Here is a 17,682-nt window from a genome sequence, read left to right on the forward strand (position 1 = left end):
TCACCTACGGACTGACAAACGCACGACTGGAAGGTACCAATAACCTGATCAAAACGCTGAAACGACGCAGGCCCGAATATGTATCATTTCGATCTCCGGATCCGTATGGAGTGTCGTCCCCCAGCTTAGAAATAAAAAGAGATCCTACGTTAGAGGAAGAAATCAACACACTTCACTGGGGAGAACCTATTAATATGATTTTTCATCCGGATGACGGGACGCTTGGACAGAGCTTCCACCATCCGGATTTTTATATGTATAACAGCATCAACTATTTTGGACAAGCAGATGACGCTGGGTCATGAATGGAATCAAAAAGTTTAAAACATGAAAAAAGCATAAATTATGTTTGAAGGGCGAAAGCGAGTGGGATAGTAAGTATAAAACCATGTTGGAAAGGAGTCCGGCCATGAAGAAGCTTGGTTTACTTATTTTATCGGGCTTTACTCTGATGTTGAGCGGCTGCAGCGGGATAAATGTTTTGGATCCGAAGAGTTCCACTGGGAAGGACCAGGCCTACTTGATCTGGCTCAGTTTGGCCATCATGACCCTGGTACTGGTTGTGGTGTTCGTCCTTTTTGCATATTTTGTCTATAAATATCGTTATTCCAAAGCGCGGAAAGACTATAAGCCAGTGGATGTGGACGGCAACCGCAAGCTTGAATTGACCTACACGATCATCCCCGTCATTCTGCTGATCATTCTTGCGGTACCGACTGTAAGGATTACACTGGAGCAATCACCGGATACTTCAGCCTCCCAGACGCCGGAAGATGGAACCACTAAAATTGAAGTGACTGGAAGGCAGTTCGAGTGGGAATTCAAGCATGAAAATGGCGCCGAGGTGAAAGACGAGCTTGTCCTGCCTGAAGATGAAGATATCGAGTTCAATCTCCATTCCGAGGACCTCATCCATTCATTCTGGATACCGGAATTGGCTGGAAAAGTAGATGTTTTCCCGAATAAAGAACTGACTTACATCATACGGGACGTTGAGCGTGGGGAATACGAAGGGAAATGCGCCGAGTTTTGCGGCGTTCAACATACGAATATGACTTTTTCCGTCAAAGTGATAAGTAAAGAAGATTATAGAGCGTATATAAATGATCTTAAGTAGAGGAGGCGTTTGAATCATGGAGATATCTATATTCGGATTTTCTATATCTGCACCATCCGATGTCATTGCAGCCTGGATATCCGCTGTGATATTAGGTGGTCTTATAACATTCTATGTAGTCAAAACCAATAAATTCCCCCTCATATGGAGCTACCTCCGGACGACCAACCACCGTAAAATCGGTACACTCTACATATTATTCGGATTTCTGTTCTTTGCACGTGCCGGACTGGATGCACTTTTGATAAGGCTGCAGCTTGCTGTGCCGAATAATGAGTTCTGGTTGTTCCAGTTCGAAAAATATGACCAGCTGTTCACCACCCACGGTACAATGATGATATTCTTTGCAGCTATGCCGATGCTGCTCGGATTGATGAACGTCGTTGTACCGCTTCAGATCGGGGCACGTGATCTCGCCTTTCCTTTTCTGAATGCTGTAGGCTTTTGGCTGTTCTTTGCAGGTGCCATGATATTCAACTTCTCATTCTTCCTGAACAGTGCACCAGGAATCGGTTGGACGGGTTATGCGCCACTCTCCACTTCCATATTCACACCTGACGTCAATAGTGACTATTATGTATTCGGGGTCCAAGTGTCAGGTCTCGGTACAATATTCACTGCGCTGAACTTGATAGTGACAATCATCAGACACCGGGCACCGGGCATGAAATGGTTCAGGATGCCACTCTTTACCTGGGCGACATTTGTGACCGCCATCATGATTTTGCTGGCATTCACCGTGTTGGCAATCGCGCTTTATCTACTGATGTTTGATCGTATGTTCGGCACGAAATTCTTTTCTGGCCCAGATGGCGATCCCGTCTATTGGCAGCATCTGTTCTGGATTTTCGGTCACCCCGAAGTATACATCCTTGCCTTGCCGGCGTTCGGAATATTTTCGGATATCATCCCTACATTCGCAGGAAAAAGGATATTCGGGTATTCCTCCATGGTATTCTCGATTGTCCTGATCGGCTTCCTGTCTTTCACTGTCTGGGCCCATCATATGTTAACGGTGGGGCTCGGGCCGTTACTTAACACTTTCTTCGCGATTACGACGATGACGATTGCCGTACCGACCGGCATCAAGATATTCAACTGGCTGTTTACATTGCAGGGGGGTCTCATCAGATTCACTGTGCCGATGCTTTTCTCCCTAGGCTTCATCCCATCGTTTGTGATGGGTGGGGTTACAGGCGTCATGCTGTCGGTCTCCGCTGCAGATTTCCAGTTCCACGATTCGCAGTTCGTCGTGGCGCATTTCCACTACGTTATCCTCGCATCGACGATACTTGGGATATTTGCCGGAATCTACTATTACTATCCAAAGATAATGGGGTTGAGACTGGATGAAACCTTAGGCAAGTGGCATTTCTGGCTCTTTTTGATCGGATATCATCTAACATTTTTCCCGATGCATATTACGGGTCTAAACGGCATGCCAAGGCGGGTGTTCACGTATGATCCGGGGGATGGCCTGACCGTAACCAACTTCATGAGCACAGTAGGTGCCTTCTTGATGGGGGCTGGCATATTATTCTTCTTCTGGAATATTTTCAAGACACATCGTAAAAATGAACCGGTGTCAGACGACCCCTGGAACGGCAGAACGTTGGAATGGACCGTCCCATCCCCTTCGCCGGAAGAGACATTCGATCCGATGCCTGTCGTCGAAGGAATGGACCCGTTATGGATAGCGAAAGAGGAAGGGCGTGAGATGAAGACCACGACAGATCACAGAAGTGCACCCATTGCCAAGGATTCCATCCTACCTGTGCTGATGGCACTTTCATTAGCCGGACTCACTTTCTGTATGATCTACCAATGGTTCATCGCCACAGCGATTTTTGCAGCAGGGTTATTCGCGCTCTTCATTGTCCGTTCATTTACAGATGAGAAAAAGGATCACTATGGAAAGGGGGAGGCTTCCTGATGGAGATGAATGTTAATGAAGCGGAACTATTCCGCGATAAGCAGATTGGCTTCTTCATATACTTAGGTGTTGAAGCGTTGATGTTCCTGACACTTTTTGTGACGTACTTCATTTTCACGCCTTCTTCCGAGGGCCCCCATCCATCTGAGATATTCGATGCGCTGACAGTGACCCTGTCATCCATATTCCTACTCTCAAGCAGTGGCACGCTCTATTTTTCTGAGAAGGCGTTATCTTCAGATAAAAAGAAGAGTATGCTGATCTGGTTGAGTGTCACGTTCCTATTCGCGGTCATCTTTATGGTATTTGAAATATCAGAGTTCAGCCATTTCGTTTCTGAAGGGTACACGACATCAACGAGTTCCTTCTTGAGCTCATATTATGTACTGGTCGGACTGCATGCCGCACATGTGCTGTTCGGTTGTTTCTGGATGGGGGTCCTGTTTATACAAAGGTTTCTCCCTCAGTTCCCGAAAACACTCTATTACGAAAAGTTCAAGATATTTTCCTATTACTGGCACTTTGTCGATCTGGTATGGATTTTCATCATCCTGATTGTTTACTTAAGGTACCTTGTATGACTGCTTGGAGATGCGAATAAACTGATATAAATTATTTTTCAGCATATGAATGAGGTGGTTTAAATGCTCAGCATCATTTCATGGATTGCCCTCAGCATCGGCGCAATCTCTTCAATAATCATCATAGTGGATGTCTTCAGACACCCTCAGCACATGACGATCATGAATATCGTCTGGCCAATCAACGGGTGGTTCTTCGGCCCAATAGCCCTGTGGACATATTTCAGATGGGGACGCATAAACGCCAAAAACCTGGAGCTCGAGGATAAAAGAGGCAATGGCGCAAAAGTATTCGTATCCACCAGCCATTGTTCGGCAGGATGTACACTCGGGGACGCTTTGGGCGTGCCCATCGTCGCATTGGGGGCATTGACGATAGCTGGATCGACATTATATGCCCACTTTACCGCCCAGTTCATCCTGGCTTATATTTTCGGTATACTTTTCCAGTTTTATGCCATCTACCCGATGAACAAGAAGGCCGGAGTGAAGAATGCCTTCGTCTCTGCCATAAAAGCAGACACATTATCGTTGATCGCCTTTGAAGTCGGCATGTTCGGCTGGATGGTGCTCGTCAACCTGGTTATTTTTTCAACCCCGCCGGCACCCAATGAAGGGACGTATTGGTTCATGATGCAGATTGCCATGATTCTAGGATTCCTGACGAGTTATCCGGTCAACTGGTGGCTGGTCAAAAGAGGAATCAAGGAAGCGATGTAAAGTTTAGGCCTGCCGATCTGCAGGCCTTTTTATGTCTGCCATTTCAAATTTACCTAATTGCTGAATATTTAGATTATAACCGTTAAATTAGGGCATTTCTTTGATATAATAGTTTTTAGAAATCGGTAAAGGATGGAATTTTATGCAGATTATAATGGTTTTGGCAGTTTTCGCGCTCGGACTTTTTGGTTTCAATAAACTGATGGGCTATAAAAAGGATAATATTGTATTTGACTTTGAAGATCGTTATACCAATCAGGAAGCGTATGTGAAAGCTATACTTTCGGAACTTGAAAAAGAGGGGAGGGAAGCCACTTATCAGGGAGATGCCACATTTATGGTGGATGGCCGGCGCTATACTTTAGTGGAACGTAATATCTCCATGGGCCCCGGCATATTACAGAGGACAATTCTGCAAGCTGAGAAATAAGAGTTGCGCGACAACACTTTCGTTATGACTTTTTAATATTAAAGTAACATGAAAAAAACATGTAAATAGTTATGAAATCGTTGACATAATTTAAGATTTGGATTAATATTGCTTCACAAGTTAAAAGAAGTGGAATTAGAGACCACGCTATACCATTATTCATCTTTTAGAAGACGAATATGGACTTTAGTGTGCTTTTTTAATGCTTTGATTGTATTTTTTAATCATATTTAGAAAAGAGGAGTAAATATGAGGAATTTCTTCAAACCGCCTAAAGCTAAGGAAAGGCTCCCTGAAGATCAGGTGAATTCTGATTACAAGAAGCTGAGATTTCAAGTGTTTATGGGAATATTCATAGGATACGCAGCTTATTACCTAATACGTAAAAACTTCTCACTCGCTATCCCATATCTGACAGAAGAAGGATTTACAAAAGGAGAGCTCGGGCTTGCACTTTCCGCAATTTCCATCGCTTATGGAATAAGTAAGTTTGTGATGGCCACCATATCGGATCGGAGTAACGCCCGAGTGTTCTTGGCTACAGGATTAATATTATCAGCGATTATAAACTTATTGATGGGATTCGTACCATTTTTCACATCAACAGTTACCATCATGTTCATTCTGTTATTCTTGAATGGCTGGGTCCAGGGGATGGGATGGCCACCCTCCGGTCGGGTGCTCGTTCATTGGTTTAGCGTAAGTGAAAGGGGCGGCAAGACAGCTATCTGGAATGTTGCACATAACGTAGGTGGTGGGTTGATGGCGCCACTTGCAATCGGTGGGGTGACCATTGTCTCCACTTATTTTGGTGCGACCTACGCAGGATACGAAGGCGTCTTCATCTTGCCTGCTCTTGTGGCAATTGTCATAGCGGTTGCTGCGTTTGCTTTGATTCGGGATACTCCGCAATCTGTAGGATTGCCACCGATTGAAGAACATCGGGATGACTACCCCAACAAATCAAAGAAGACATTTGAGACAGAACTGACCACGAAAGAAATTCTATTTAAATATGTTTTGAACAACAAATGGGTATGGGCGATTGCGATTGCCAATATCTTTGTCTACTTTGTCCGTTACGGCGTCCTTGATTGGGCACCGACTTACTTGAGTGAAGAGAAAGGCTTCAGCATGAATGAATCCGGTATTGCCTATTTCCTTTATGAATGGGCTGGTATCCCAGGCACATTGCTGTGTGGGTACATTTCAGATAAAGTCTTTAAGGGCCGGCGTGGGCCAGCAGGTGTGGTCTTCATGGTTGGGGTGCTTGTCGCCGTACTGGTATATTGGTTCAATCCAGCAGGAAATCCGTTGATTGATAACTTTGCCCTTATAGCAATAGGCTTCCTGATATATGGACCAGTGATGCTGATCGGCTTGCAAGCCTTGGATTTTGTACCTAAGAAGGCTGCTGGAACAGCAGCAGGTTTGACCGGATTCTTCGGTTACATAGGTGGTGCGGTATCAGCTAACGCAATTATGGGATTTGTCGTACAAGGTTTCGGTTGGGATGCAGGATTCCTCCTGCTGACGGGCTCTTGTATACTTGCAATCCTACTGTTTGCGGTCACTTGGAATGTCCGTGGCCAAGAAGTAGTGAAAGGTTAAAGTGTCTATATAAAAAATTTCGCTATAAAAAAAGATTCCTTTGAAGTTTCTTCAAAGGAATCTTTTTGGTTTTGGAGCATTCCAAAACATTGTGTCATTATTTGCTTGCAAAGAATTTCTCTGCTTTTTCAAGGAATGGTTCCTCTTCAGGAGTCATTTCGTATTCCTCTACGATCGCGTCGACCGGGCAGACTGCTACACATGCTCCGCAGTCGATGCAGATATCCGGATCAATATAGAACTGATCCTCACCTTCCTCGATGCAATCGACTGGACAGACATCTACACACTCTCCGGATTTCTCTTCCATACATGGTTGAAGGATGACATAGGCCATTGGTATCCCTCCTTACTCTATATAAGATTCGCGCGCTGCATAGCGTAAAAAAATATGGAACAAGATTCAAGATATAAAAATCAATGTCTAACTGTGATCATGTTGGCTGTCCAATCTATATTTCAATAATACGGTAAAAAATAGGGGAGGTCAATTAAGAGTCCAATTATCCGACTATTGTCTGATATCAAATTGTAAGCGGGATTCATCAATCTGTTTTTTGTTTTTAAAGGTGCGCTCAATGAAGGTCACCCTGTTGTCATGATCAATGAGGAGTACCGTTGATGAACGTGTCCCATAACCATCTATATCTATGAAGGCAGGCGAAAGGCTACGCTCCAATTCCTCGGGAAAACCGGTATCGGGTAGATTATCCATTGCTTTATCTTCGTTCGCAAGCAGTCCGAAGATAACTTCCGGATCAGCTTGATGTGCCGAGTCCAGATGAGACTTCAAGCCTTTTCTGCCATTCACGACTTTTGGCCAGGGTGTATCAAGATGATGGTTGCTAAGCCCATGTACACCATCCGCCACCTGCAGAATGGAACTCCCATCATTATTAAGGTAGAACAATTCGTCTGGGTTTCCAACGAGAAGATTAAACCCGGCATAAGCATGTTTCTCGTGTTCCAGTGCTTCCAAATATGATTGTGGGGAAGTGTCCTGAGCGAGGAAGTTGCGGATGAGGTCTCCCCTCGATTTTTTCTCTCCTTGCCCCTGTTCTTCCTTAGACCTGATATTGGTGACGGCAGCTATGCGCCCTGACTTTGTAATGCCGAGCCATGTGCCGCCTTTTGAGAGATCGCGTCCGGCCAGAATATCAGGGTGGTCTTCCCAGAAATGAGCAGGTGCAGTCGGACGGTCGTATGCTTCGTCCCGGTTTGCGCCGACTACAAGCTTATATCCGGGATGTTGATTCTTTTGGAATAGTATCAGACACATGTAATCACTCCTTTGACTTGATGCTATACATTTATCATAACATGCTGTTGCGGTGCATATGACGATTGATATAATGAAGGAAATGGAAATAAGGAGAGTTTGCATGAAGAAATCAGTGTGGCTGGTGCCAGTGATCCTGCTTGTCATGGCGGCAGGGGCTTATCTGCTCATCGCTTCCGGATTTTTCCAAAAGTCTGAAGAGGAGACTGTGGAGCGTTTCACGGAAGCGTTTGAGAACGGTGATTATGAGGCGATTTATCCGCTTCTGACGAAAGAAGCCAAAGACAATTATGGGAAAAAGGAAGTCAGCGGCAGAACAGCTGATATCTATGAATCCCTGAAAGTCGAAAATGTGAAATTGAAGGCGCTTGAAGCTAAGGATACTGAAAAGGAGGGCGTCAAGTCACATGTGGGGACGCTCGTAATTGAAAGTACATATGGAAACTTGGAACGCGGGTTTGATATCCCGTTAGCCTACAATGAAGATGAGAATGATTGGTTTATAGACTGGTCTCCAAACATGATCATTCCAGGGCTTGATGATGGTGAAGTGGCAATGGCGTTCACAGCTGGAGAACGCGGTGAAATATTGGCCAGTTCCGGCACGCCCCTTGCATCAAATGGCATAAAGGAGACGGTCGGCTATGTTGCCGGTGAGACGGACGAAGAGAAGATAATGGAAGCGTCGGATGTCCTCGACATGGACGAGACAGCATTGACGGACGTCACGGAGCAGGGATGGATAGAAGAAGGCCAATTTGTTCCGCTTAAAGATGCACACCGCTTCAATAAAGAAGAAAAAGAAGCATTCGATTCCTATGGGTTATCCGTCCAGGAGTATCCCTCGAGGGAATATGCGTTGGATGAAGCGGCATTCCATCTCATCGGGTATGTGGGGCCTGTAACAGCGGAAGATGTTGAAGAGAATGAAGGGTATAGAACGGGCGACATGATCGGCAAGAGGGGGCTCGAGCAGCTTTACGAAGAACAGCTCAAGCCAAAAAGGGGCTACACCATTTCGATAGTCGATGATGCAGGCAATACAGTTGAGACATTATTCGACGAAAAGGCGAAAGATGGAGAAGATATCACACTCACCATAGATGAAACCTTGCAGTCGACAGTATATAGTAAACTATCTTCAGATTCCGGTGCGAGTGTTGCAGTGGACCCTGAGAATGGTGATATTTTATCTGCAGTAAGCTACCCGGCTCCGAGCCCATATGATTTCATGTTCGGGATATCCGCTTCAGATTATGAGAAGCTCGAGACGGATGAAGACCAGCCGCTGCTCAATAAGTTCAACCGGGCAGCCTCCCCTGGATCGACCCAAAAGCTGCTCACTGCACTGATTGCCATGAACACAGAGGGGTTCAATCCAGACGACAGCATGGAAATCAATGGGAAGGGTTGGCAGAAAGATGCTTCATGGGGCGGTTATGAAGTGAACCGCTATCATGTGATGAACGAATCCTTCGATCTGAAGAAGGCTCTGACGTACTCCGACAACATCTATATGGCACGGACTGCACTTGAAATCGGCTCCGATCGCTTCATTGAAGGCATGAAAGATCTCGGCATCGGCCACGAATATGATACAGATTATCCAATCTATACAAGTCAGGTCTCCAATGATGGTACGATCGATAGTGATATTCTTCTTGCAGATACAAGCTACGGGCAGGGGGAACTGTTGATTTCTCCAATCCAGATTGCAACCATCTATGCAGGAGTGATTAACGGAGGAGATATTCACATACCGCATGTTCTGGCAGACTCCGAGACGGAGACGCTTGCTGAAGATATTGCGCCACAGGAGGACCTCGACTATCTGGAATCGGCGATGCGTGATGTGGTCACGTTGAACCACCCTGATGATGCAGAACGTGATTATGCCCAATTTGCCGGTAAGACTGGCACGAGTGAAAATAAGGCTTCTCAGGATGCAAGAGGAGAGGAGACTGGCTGGTTCATCGGTTACGATCAGAATGAGAAGGATAGGATGCTCAGTTTATATGTAGAAGAAGTGGAAGATAGGGGCATGAGTGAATATACCGCGAAGAAATTCGCTGAAATATATGATGAATTGAGAGGACAGTAGATAAAGTGTACTATAGAGCCTTCTTTAATCCCAAATCCGGGCTTAAAGAAGGCTTGTTTTCATCAAAGGCATAAAAAAAACCCCATCTCATTTGAGATGGGGTTTCCATTAACGAACCTAAACTACTAAAATATTACTTAAAATATTATTAAAGTTTAACGATGTTAACAGCTTGTGGTCCACGCTGACCTTCTTCAATGCTGAATTCTACTGCTTGACCTTCGTCAAGTGTTTTGTAGCCTTCGCCTTCGATGTTGGAGAAGTGAGCGAATACGTCGTCTCCGCCTTCAACTTCGATGAAACCGAAACCTTTGTCTGCATTGAACCATTTAACTGTACCTTGTGTCATATAAATGACCTCCAAATAAAAAATTTAATAATATCTTAAGTGCGAAAACATAAAAAAATTCACACATTACAAAGAGTACCGGCTAAAATCACGATTACTATTTGTAACATGTGAATTAGATACTGAGTTGTACTTATAAGACTTATTAAGGTAACTATACATCATAAAAACGATATTGTCTATAGTGAAGGGTTACTTATTTAAAAAAAGATTTGGCCCTCCCGATCAGGAGGGCCTGGAACCTTACTTTTTATTTACTGAAGCATCATAGATTGTATCTACAGCATCCTTCAGCTTTTTATCGAATTCTTCGTCAGATTGGTTGACATTGAGGTCTGCTGCCAAAGCGCGGGAGAAACTTGCAATCAAGCCATCGTTTTCACGGAGCTTTTCATTGGCTTCATCCCTTGAATAGCCACCTGACAACGCTACGACCCGAACCACCTTGTCGTGGTCGATGAGTGGCTTGTATGCGTTGGCCTTTGTAGGGATGGAAAGTTTGAGCATCACTTCCTGACCATCTTGGAGCTGATCAAGGTGCTTTTCAATTTCTTTCCTCAATATCTCTTCGGATTGTTCCTTATTGTCGCTGTAGACGTTCACTTCCGGTTCGATGATCGGCATCAGACCGGCATTGAGAATCTTATGGGCGACTTCAAACTGCTGTTCGACGACTTCTTTGATGCCTTGTGCATTCGGCTCAAGTATATTTGAGCGCATCTTCGTGCCGAAGATGTTGCGTTCGTTGGCACGCTTCAGCAAGTCGTCGAGTTCTGGCATTGGCTTCATGAGCTGGACACCATCTTTTTCGTCAGCCAATCCCTTGTCCACTTTGAGGAATGGGACGATGCCTTTCTCTGCAAGATAATCAGCTGTATACTTGCCTTCAATTTCCCGGTCCATAGTCTGCTCGAACAGGATGGCCCCCAGAATCTGATCAGAATTGAAGGAAGGGGAAGTGATGATGCGCGTACGCATTTCATGTACAAGGTCGAACATTTCAGCTTTATTGGAATAAGCATCCTCCTGCACGCCATATGCGAGCAGTGCTTTTGGTGTACTGCCGCCACTCTGGTCGAGTGCTGCGATGAAGCCTTTTCCATCTCTTACTTTTTCGAGCTGCTGTTGATTCATGAATTCCACTCCTTTTATTTTTCGTGTTCTTTATACTATTCCCAAAAACGGGAAGTGTATAACGTATTTCACTATACATCATAATTCTGTATCATAAATGGTATCTAGTCAAACATTATCGTTCCCTTTGGGCGGAGGATTTTTGGGCGTGCAAAAGTGGAAACGATGGAGTAGGGTGTTTACTGTATATGAGAAATGACTTTACGGGAGCATACTGGAAGGAGAGGTCTGATGAAGACGAAAGTTTTTGCGCATAGAGGTGCGATGGGCGACTACCCAGAGAATACATTGCTTGCCTTTAAAAAGGCACTGGACGCAGGTTGTGATGGTCTGGAAATCGACGTCCATTTGAGCAGGGACGGGGAAGTCGTGGTCATACATGACGAGGATATCGCACGTACAACCGATGGGGAGGGGGCAGTACGCGATATGACATTGGAATCGCTCAGGAAGGTGAGTGCCGGTGTTACGTTTTCCGACTATAAATACTATGATCGTGAAGTATGGAAAAGGGAAAAAATTCCTGCCTTGAATGAAGTGCTCGCGCTGTCGGAGGCATACAATGTGGAATTGAACATCGAATTGAAGACGGATGTCATACAATATGAAGGAATTGAAAGAAGAGTGTTTGATATCGTCGAAGCGTATGGATGCCAAGAGAAAGCGATCTATTCATCATTTAATCTATCGAGTCTTGCACGCATGAAAATGATTCACCCAGACGCCCGGCTTGCGTGGTTGACGAAAAAAGTGCCGGAACGCCCGGAGGATTTTATGGAGGATCATTCACTCGAAGCCCTCCATATCAGTTGGAAGGCGATACTTGAGCAACCAGAACGGATAAGTGGGATCGGAGAAAGGATAAGGGCGTGGACGGTCAATGATTGGGAAACGGCGGCACACCTTATCGGACATGGTGTGGGGACGTTGGTGACGGACTATCCAAAAGAAATGAAGGAGATACTCTGGAATGTAGAAAAGTAGGACCGAGTCCTACTTTTTTAAGTCGCCAAGCATATCCACCATCAGTTTTTGCAGGGGCAGTCTGCCGAGCAGAGCCCACTTCGGGAGATGGGACAATCCAAGTTGCCTTTGATGTGTATACATATAGATATTTGCCGGAAAAACGGCCCATAAAAATGCCTGCATGGCGGTCAAGTGCTTATTCCTGACTTTACCGCCCAACATCAATATGCCGAAAATGACTTCAAGAACACCTGTAAAGTAGGCGATGAAAGTTTTGAACGGTATGACAGCGGGGACAATTCCGGCGAATTTCCCGGGCTTCAGGAAATGGATGATACCTGCTGTAAAAAATATGATGCCCATTATAATCCTCTTCATGGTGTTGCTCCTTTACTGTATGGTTTCCATCATTATACGCCTGTTGCGTCGGCATTGTAAATTCGATGGCTGTGAACAGGTTGAAGCGAGGGAAATATAGAAGGTATAAGCGGCTCCTCCACGGCTTTTTGGAAGCGGTTTACAGGAGGTATTAAAAAAAGTCATATAAAATTCAAATAATCTATTTACACTTGCCAACCATGTGGTATAATTTCCTAAAATAAAGGACGAGGGGTTACGCAGATGGAAGCAAATTTGGTAGATTTCATGATACAGATGATGGCATTGGTTACAGCAGGGGGATTCTGTTATTTCGTATACAAATTGAATAATGATGGGTCAGGAAAAGGCACAGAATAGCATCACCCCCTTCAGAGCAGAAGCTCTGAAGGGGGTTTTATATCTGTAGAAGAATGATGCCGGTAAGGATCATGAGGGCACCTGCAATACGTCTCTTATCTAGAGCATGGGGCGGTATGCCGAACAATCCGAAATGATCGATGAGGAGGCCGGTCAGCATCTGACCAAAAATGACGCTCATCAAGGTCAAAGTCGTACCAAGGTGGGGCATGAGGATGATATTGGTCGTGATATACACGGCACCGAGCGCTCCTCCGATAAAGTGCCAGGCACGCAACCGCGCACCTTCCTGATTCGTGAGGGCCACTTTAAGATGTCCGGCACTGAGGAGGGACAGCAAGAGAAGGGCCAAAGTACCTACGGCGAATGAGATTAATGACGCCATATAGAAGGAACCGACTTCATACCTCAGCAGGCTGTTGACCGCCGTCTGCACCGGAGGGATCGAGCCCGTCATCAATCCAAAGAAGAGCCATATATTCGAAGGGCTGTCGTCATGTCTCGCTGATTTCCTTTTATAGTTCATGAAAATGATGCCCATAATCATGATGGCGATGCCGGCAATGCGCCTGATGTCGAGTGGCTGAAGCGGTGCATCGAACCAGCCGAATGTATCGATTAAGAGGCTGATGATCATTTGTCCTGCAACCGTCATGATCACTGTAAGTGCCGCTCCGATCCTCGGCAATAGGATCATATTACCAGTCAGGTAGACGACACCCATCAGGCCGCCGAGGAACCATATATATGAGAAGTCATGTGACGATAGGAAAGCGAATGAGAGTTTACCCGGATTCATGACGGCATTGAGGCCGATCAGCAGCAATGTACCTGTCAAAAATGAATAGAACGAAGCCATTATAAGGGAGTGTGTGAAGTGCGACAGGCGATTGTTTACAGAAGTCTGCACAGGAATGAGCATACCGGCTAATATGCCAAGGATCAGCAACAGGACCAAAGGAAGTCCCCCTTTTCAAAAAGTCATCGCCAAATGATATCATAAATATGTAAAGATTCGGGGAAATCTGGTAGTCTTGAGCCAACAAGTTGTAAATTTATAGTGAATACATATTAAAGGAGCTAAAAAAATGGATGTTTTGAGTGCAATCAAAAACAGGCGCAGTACACCGAAGTTGAAAGAGACGCCGGTGGATCCAAAGAAGATCGAAAAGATATTGGAGGCTGCGGTCTGGGCGCCGAACCATCATATGACGGAACCCTGGAAATTTTTTGTGCTCAGCGGGGAGGGCAGAAGACCGTTCTCCCGTGTTTTGAAGGAAGTGGCGAAAGGGCGTGTCGACGATCCAGAATCAGAGAGCGGGCAAAAGCGCATTGAAAAAATCAGCAGAAAACCATTCGCTGCACCGACCGTGATCGTAGTCGCACTGTCTCCAAGCGGTAAGGAAAAGGCGATATATATAGAAGATGTCTGTGCTGTTGCCGCTGCTTCACAAAATATGCTGCTTGCGGCCCATAGTCTGGAACTCGGCGCAATATGGCGCAGTGGGCCGATCTACAATACACCTGGCGTCAAAGAATACTTCAATTTGAGGGAAGATGAAGAGATACTTGGTGTCATCTTTATAGGGGAGCCTGAAGTGGAGAAGAAGGCAACCCGCACACCGTACGAAGAGAAGACCACATGGATCGACTCCGACCAGTGATGTTTGACGGCGATCTCTTGGATGATGATCATATAACCCTAAAAAGAGATGGAGCAGAAATATGAAGCGTATTTATGAAATGGTCCTGGAACGAAGCCTATTATTCATCATTTTGATAATCACCATCTCGATCTTCGGCATCTACACTTTTTTGACCGTTGAACAGCGGGAAATACCGGAGACTGAGGTTAATATCATCAATATCACTACCGCATGGCCGGGGGCCGATAAGCAGGATGTCGAAAACAACATCACCGAGGTCATCGAATCACGGATATTCAGTGTGGCGGGTGTGGAGGATGTCTCCTCCGTTTCGCAGGATGGTATATCAGTCCTTAACCTACAGCTGTCCGACTCGGCAGATGACGAATCCGCATTGAATGAAGTGAACAACCTTATGGGAAGCCTGGCTGGTAGTTTCCCTGAGAACGCGGCCGAACCCGAAGTTGAATCCATCAGCAATGCCTTCCCTCTGCTCAGCTACCAATTCCATAGCGGGGATATGGCGAACCTCTACGATGTAAGAGGCGATATAGAGAAGTTGAAGCGCGAAGTGGCCCAGATGGATGGCATCGATGGTGTGACCGTCAAAGGGTACACGGATACGGAATTTGAAATCGATTTGGATCGGGAAGCGATGGCGGCAGCCGAAGTGAACCCAAATCAGATATTGAGCGAAATCAATGCCTCCCTCAATCCGGTCATTCTCGGACAGGAAGAGAATGACGGCAACATCATCCGTCTATCCTTCGAAGATGGTACACCGCTTGAAGTGCTCAGACAGGTCAGAATCGGCACAGAAAGCACGCCGCTGACCGAAATCGCCAACATAGAAGAAACTATGGGCAATCCGGAGGACATAGTGGAATATGAAGGTGACAGGGCCGTATCCTTTACTGTCTTTTTGTCGAAGGGTCAGGATGTGCCTTCTGTATCAAAGGATGTAGAGGCGGTTGTCGACGAACGGGTATCTGAATTACCGGACACGGTTGATGTGACGACATTGTCTTCAGAACGCGAAAATGTAGAAAATATATTCGTCGGCCTCTACTTGTCCCTTGGCATCGCCCTGGTCGCAGTCATTTTGAGCACATCTTTGGGATTGTCACTGATCGGCTCAACCACTGTGATGGCTACCGTACTATTGTCGGTGGTCATCGGCATCATCCCGGTGCCATGGTTCGGTGTGGATCTGAACCAGATATCCATCATCGGGCTGATCATCGCGCTTGGTATACTGGTCGACGATTCGATTGTAGTGAACGATAATATCGAGCGCCGATTCACCTTGGGGGATGATCGGTTGGATGGTGTCTATAACGGCGTCAGGGAAGTGGCACCATCCGTCATCTCATCCACACTTGCCATCGTCTTCACATTTACACCGCTTCTATTGTTGTCTGGGGCCAACGGCGAGTTCATCAAAGCGCTCCCCAGCATATTGATCACCACAATGATCGTGTCCACAGTTTTGGCACTGACTTTCGTGCCGGCTGTACGCTATCTCCTTAACCGTAAAAAAGCACCCGCCCACCCGGGACTTTTGGGCCGGTTGTTTGCAAAGGGCGGAGACCTGTACGCCGATAAGATCCTCCCTGCAATCATCAAGCGCCCATTGATCACGTTTTTCGCAGTGCTTGTCATCGGCATACTATCAATTGGCCTTGTGCGTTTCACACCGTTCGAATTCTTTCCTGAAGCAGACCGCTCCGAAGTGACGGTCGACTTGATATTTGATGAGGAACAGACGATTGATCAGACACATGATGATGCAGATGAAGTCGTGGACTACATGACTGGGGAAATGCCGCACATAGAAGCGGTGTCGCTGTTCACCGGCACAGGCCTGCCGAACCTTTTCGGTGCTTCCCTTGACCAGTCCGGTGCGAATACAGCCCAGGTGGCGCTGGAAATAGACAAAGAACAGATCAGTGCCTCGGAAACGATCAACAAATATGAAAGCCAGCTGCGCGAGGCGTTTCCGGAAGCGACAATATTCATGGATACCATCGTTCAAGGCCCACCAGCCGGTGCACCGATTACAGTTGAAATCTATGAAGAGGATCTGGCGCTTTTGGCCGAGCAAGCCACTGACTTGAAGGCAACGCTTGAAGAAGAGGGGGCTCTTGTCACGACGAACCTCGGTGAATCTGTACCGACGATCAACTACAGCATCGATTACAAAGCGCTTGAAGAAGATGGGATATCCGTATCACAAGTCAAGAACGAACTGAATATGCTTTCCCAAGGCATCCCGGTACAAGACATCATCGTAGAAGGGGAAAAGCGGAGGACAACATTGAAATATTCGAATGCCTCTGAAATAGAAGATGTGGACATCATCAAGATGACGGGGGAGCAGCCTGAAACATTTCCGCTGACCGATTTCGTGGAAGTCGAGGAGACGGAAGACTATAAGTACATCCATCATCAAGATGGGGACCGGACAGTCGAATTGAAGGTCTATGCCGATGATGAAGCGGCCGCAGAAGACGCGATCAGCTCCTTCGGTGAGCAGCTTCCCGATTCAAGTGAGCTCATAGTCGGCGGTGAGACATCCGACCAGACCGACTTCTTCGTGGAAATCGGAATATTATTTGCGGTCATACTGGTACTGGTGTATCTGGTTATCGCCATTGAATTCAACTCGATCGTCATGCCCCTGATTATAGTGTTCAGTATATTCCTGGCCATCAGCGGCGGCATCATCGGTCTCTTTGTCACGCAGACACCAATTAGTTTCCTTGGTGTAATGGGGATGGTGTCACTATCCGGCATCGTCGTCAGGAACTCTGTCGTATTGCTTGATTTCATAGAAGCAAGGCGTAGGAGTGGCGCTTTCGCTATAGAAGATGCGATCTATGACAGCGGGCGGGCACGGTTCAAACCGATTGCGCTGACGACGCTTACGAGCATCATCGCCCTGACCCCGGTCGCACTCTCAGGCGATGTACTGTTTGTACCGCTGGCTGTAACCGTCATTGCAGGCATCGCATTCTCCACTGTGCTGTCATTGATCGCCACACCAAGCCTCTATTACCTCTATTATAAAGTGCGTT

Annotated in this window: 17 protein-coding genes; 11 read left to right on the top strand and 6 right to left on the bottom strand. The window is 46.2% G+C overall.

The window, feature by feature from the left end:
* The 7 genes from ACFFLE_RS02990 to glpT all read left to right on the top strand — a co-directional run.
* On the top strand, positions 1–305 hold a 305-nt coding region (locus ACFFLE_RS02990), incomplete at its 5' end, for a hypothetical protein (protein ID WP_380569683.1).
* 104 nt (positions 306–409) lie between these two features.
* Positions 410–1,117: a cytochrome c oxidase subunit II gene (gene coxB / locus ACFFLE_RS02995; protein WP_380569684.1), complete on the top strand. Its 708-nt coding sequence runs from the start codon at positions 410–412 to the stop codon at positions 1,115–1,117.
* A 16-nt stretch (positions 1,118–1,133) separates the two neighbouring features.
* A complete protein-coding gene (locus ACFFLE_RS03000) occupies positions 1,134–3,050 on the top strand; it encodes a cytochrome c oxidase subunit I (RefSeq protein ID WP_380569685.1) in 1,917 nt (638 codons plus the stop codon).
* Entirely contained in the window at positions 3,050–3,631 is a 582-nt protein-coding gene (locus tag ACFFLE_RS03005) for a cytochrome c oxidase subunit 3 (RefSeq protein WP_380569686.1), read from the top strand. The genes ACFFLE_RS03000 and ACFFLE_RS03005 overlap by 1 nt, the downstream gene beginning before the upstream one ends.
* Before the next feature lie 63 nt (positions 3,632–3,694).
* On the top strand, positions 3,695–4,351 hold the full coding sequence (locus ACFFLE_RS03010; protein ID WP_380569687.1) for a DUF4396 domain-containing protein: 657 nt from the start codon (positions 3,695–3,697) through the stop codon (positions 4,349–4,351).
* Positions 4,352–4,493: 142 nt separating this feature from the next.
* Positions 4,494–4,781 (top strand): hypothetical protein, encoded by a 288-nt coding sequence (locus ACFFLE_RS03015; protein WP_380569688.1) that lies wholly within the window; start codon positions 4,494–4,496, stop codon positions 4,779–4,781.
* Between the two features lie 249 nt (positions 4,782–5,030).
* Complete coding sequence (glpT, locus tag ACFFLE_RS03020; RefSeq protein WP_380569689.1) at positions 5,031–6,392, top strand: glycerol-3-phosphate transporter; 1,362 nt, start codon at positions 5,031–5,033, stop codon at positions 6,390–6,392.
* A gap of 97 nt (positions 6,393–6,489) precedes the next feature.
* Here the strand turns inward: glpT and fdxA are convergent, their stop codons facing one another.
* A complete protein-coding gene (gene fdxA / locus ACFFLE_RS03025; RefSeq protein ID WP_344704028.1) occupies positions 6,490–6,729 on the bottom strand; it encodes a 4Fe-4S ferredoxin in 240 nt (79 codons plus the stop codon).
* Between the two features lie 174 nt (positions 6,730–6,903).
* Positions 6,904–7,671, bottom strand: coding sequence for an NRDE family protein (locus ACFFLE_RS03030; protein ID WP_380569690.1), 768 nt, complete (start codon positions 7,669–7,671; stop codon positions 6,904–6,906).
* Positions 7,672–7,774: 103 nt separating this feature from the next.
* Between ACFFLE_RS03030 and ACFFLE_RS03035 the strand changes: the two genes are divergently transcribed.
* Positions 7,775–9,772, top strand: coding sequence for a penicillin-binding transpeptidase domain-containing protein (locus ACFFLE_RS03035; protein ID WP_380569691.1), 1,998 nt, complete (start codon positions 7,775–7,777; stop codon positions 9,770–9,772).
* Between the two features lie 148 nt (positions 9,773–9,920).
* Here ACFFLE_RS03035 and ACFFLE_RS03040 read toward each other — a convergent pair whose 3' ends face one another.
* Together ACFFLE_RS03040 and ACFFLE_RS03045 are read right to left on the bottom strand one after the other, a co-directional pair.
* Positions 9,921–10,121: a cold-shock protein gene (locus ACFFLE_RS03040; RefSeq protein ID WP_145288934.1), complete on the bottom strand. Its 201-nt coding sequence runs from the start codon at positions 10,119–10,121 to the stop codon at positions 9,921–9,923.
* A 243-nt stretch (positions 10,122–10,364) separates the two neighbouring features.
* The gene (locus ACFFLE_RS03045; RefSeq protein WP_380569692.1) at positions 10,365–11,255 is read right to left on the bottom strand and encodes a fructose bisphosphate aldolase; all 891 of its coding nucleotides are present in this window, start codon (positions 11,253–11,255) and stop codon (positions 10,365–10,367) included.
* A gap of 231 nt (positions 11,256–11,486) precedes the next feature.
* Between ACFFLE_RS03045 and ACFFLE_RS03050 the strand changes: the two genes are divergently transcribed.
* Positions 11,487–12,239: a glycerophosphodiester phosphodiesterase gene (locus tag ACFFLE_RS03050; protein ID WP_380569693.1), complete on the top strand. Its 753-nt coding sequence runs from the start codon at positions 11,487–11,489 to the stop codon at positions 12,237–12,239.
* Between the two features lie 9 nt (positions 12,240–12,248).
* On the opposite strand, the gene ACFFLE_RS03055 is transcribed toward ACFFLE_RS03050, so the two are convergent.
* A complete protein-coding gene (locus ACFFLE_RS03055; RefSeq protein ID WP_380569694.1) occupies positions 12,249–12,599 on the bottom strand; it encodes a DoxX family protein in 351 nt (116 codons plus the stop codon).
* A 397-nt stretch (positions 12,600–12,996) separates the two neighbouring features.
* The gene (locus ACFFLE_RS03060; protein ID WP_380569695.1) at positions 12,997–13,917 is read right to left on the bottom strand and encodes a DMT family transporter; all 921 of its coding nucleotides are present in this window, start codon (positions 13,915–13,917) and stop codon (positions 12,997–12,999) included.
* Positions 13,918–14,047: 130 nt separating this feature from the next.
* Here ACFFLE_RS03060 and ACFFLE_RS03065 point away from each other — a divergent pair, with 130 nt between their 5' ends.
* Together ACFFLE_RS03065 and ACFFLE_RS03070 are read left to right on the top strand one after the other, a co-directional pair.
* Positions 14,048–14,623 carry a nitroreductase family protein gene (locus ACFFLE_RS03065; RefSeq protein ID WP_380569696.1) on the top strand — a complete coding sequence of 192 codons (576 nt, stop codon included), beginning with the start codon at positions 14,048–14,050 and terminating at the stop codon, positions 14,621–14,623.
* A gap of 61 nt (positions 14,624–14,684) precedes the next feature.
* On the top strand, positions 14,685–17,682 hold a 2,998-nt coding region (locus ACFFLE_RS03070), incomplete at its 3' end, for an efflux RND transporter permease subunit (protein WP_380569697.1).

It is taken from the genome of Salinicoccus siamensis (genome assembly GCF_042429615.1).
Classification (GTDB): domain Bacteria; phylum Bacillota; class Bacilli; order Staphylococcales; family Salinicoccaceae; genus Salinicoccus; species Salinicoccus siamensis.

Coding starts and splice junctions, on each gene's coding strand:
- coxB (WP_380569684.1), top strand. CDS start 410: ATGAAGAAGCTTGGTTTACTTATTTTATCGGGCTTTACTCTGATGTTG.
- ACFFLE_RS03000 (WP_380569685.1), top strand. CDS start 1,134: ATGGAGATATCTATATTCGGATTTTCTATATCTGCACCATCCGATGTC.
- ACFFLE_RS03005 (WP_380569686.1), top strand. CDS start 3,050: ATGGAGATGAATGTTAATGAAGCGGAACTATTCCGCGATAAGCAGATT.
- ACFFLE_RS03010 (WP_380569687.1), top strand. CDS start 3,695: ATGCTCAGCATCATTTCATGGATTGCCCTCAGCATCGGCGCAATCTCT.
- ACFFLE_RS03015 (WP_380569688.1), top strand. CDS start 4,494: ATGCAGATTATAATGGTTTTGGCAGTTTTCGCGCTCGGACTTTTTGGT.
- glpT (WP_380569689.1), top strand. CDS start 5,031: ATGAGGAATTTCTTCAAACCGCCTAAAGCTAAGGAAAGGCTCCCTGAA.
- fdxA (WP_344704028.1), bottom strand. CDS start 6,729: ATGGCCTATGTCATCCTTCAACCATGTATGGAAGAGAAATCCGGAGAG.
- ACFFLE_RS03030 (WP_380569690.1), bottom strand. CDS start 7,671: ATGTGTCTGATACTATTCCAAAAGAATCAACATCCCGGATATAAGCTT.
- ACFFLE_RS03035 (WP_380569691.1), top strand. CDS start 7,775: ATGAAGAAATCAGTGTGGCTGGTGCCAGTGATCCTGCTTGTCATGGCG.
- ACFFLE_RS03040 (WP_145288934.1), bottom strand. CDS start 10,121: ATGACACAAGGTACAGTTAAATGGTTCAATGCAGACAAAGGTTTCGGT.
- ACFFLE_RS03045 (WP_380569692.1), bottom strand. CDS start 11,255: ATGAATCAACAGCAGCTCGAAAAAGTAAGAGATGGAAAAGGCTTCATC.
- ACFFLE_RS03050 (WP_380569693.1), top strand. CDS start 11,487: ATGAAGACGAAAGTTTTTGCGCATAGAGGTGCGATGGGCGACTACCCA.
- ACFFLE_RS03055 (WP_380569694.1), bottom strand. CDS start 12,599: ATGAAGAGGATTATAATGGGCATCATATTTTTTACAGCAGGTATCATC.
- ACFFLE_RS03065 (WP_380569696.1), top strand. CDS start 14,048: ATGGATGTTTTGAGTGCAATCAAAAACAGGCGCAGTACACCGAAGTTG.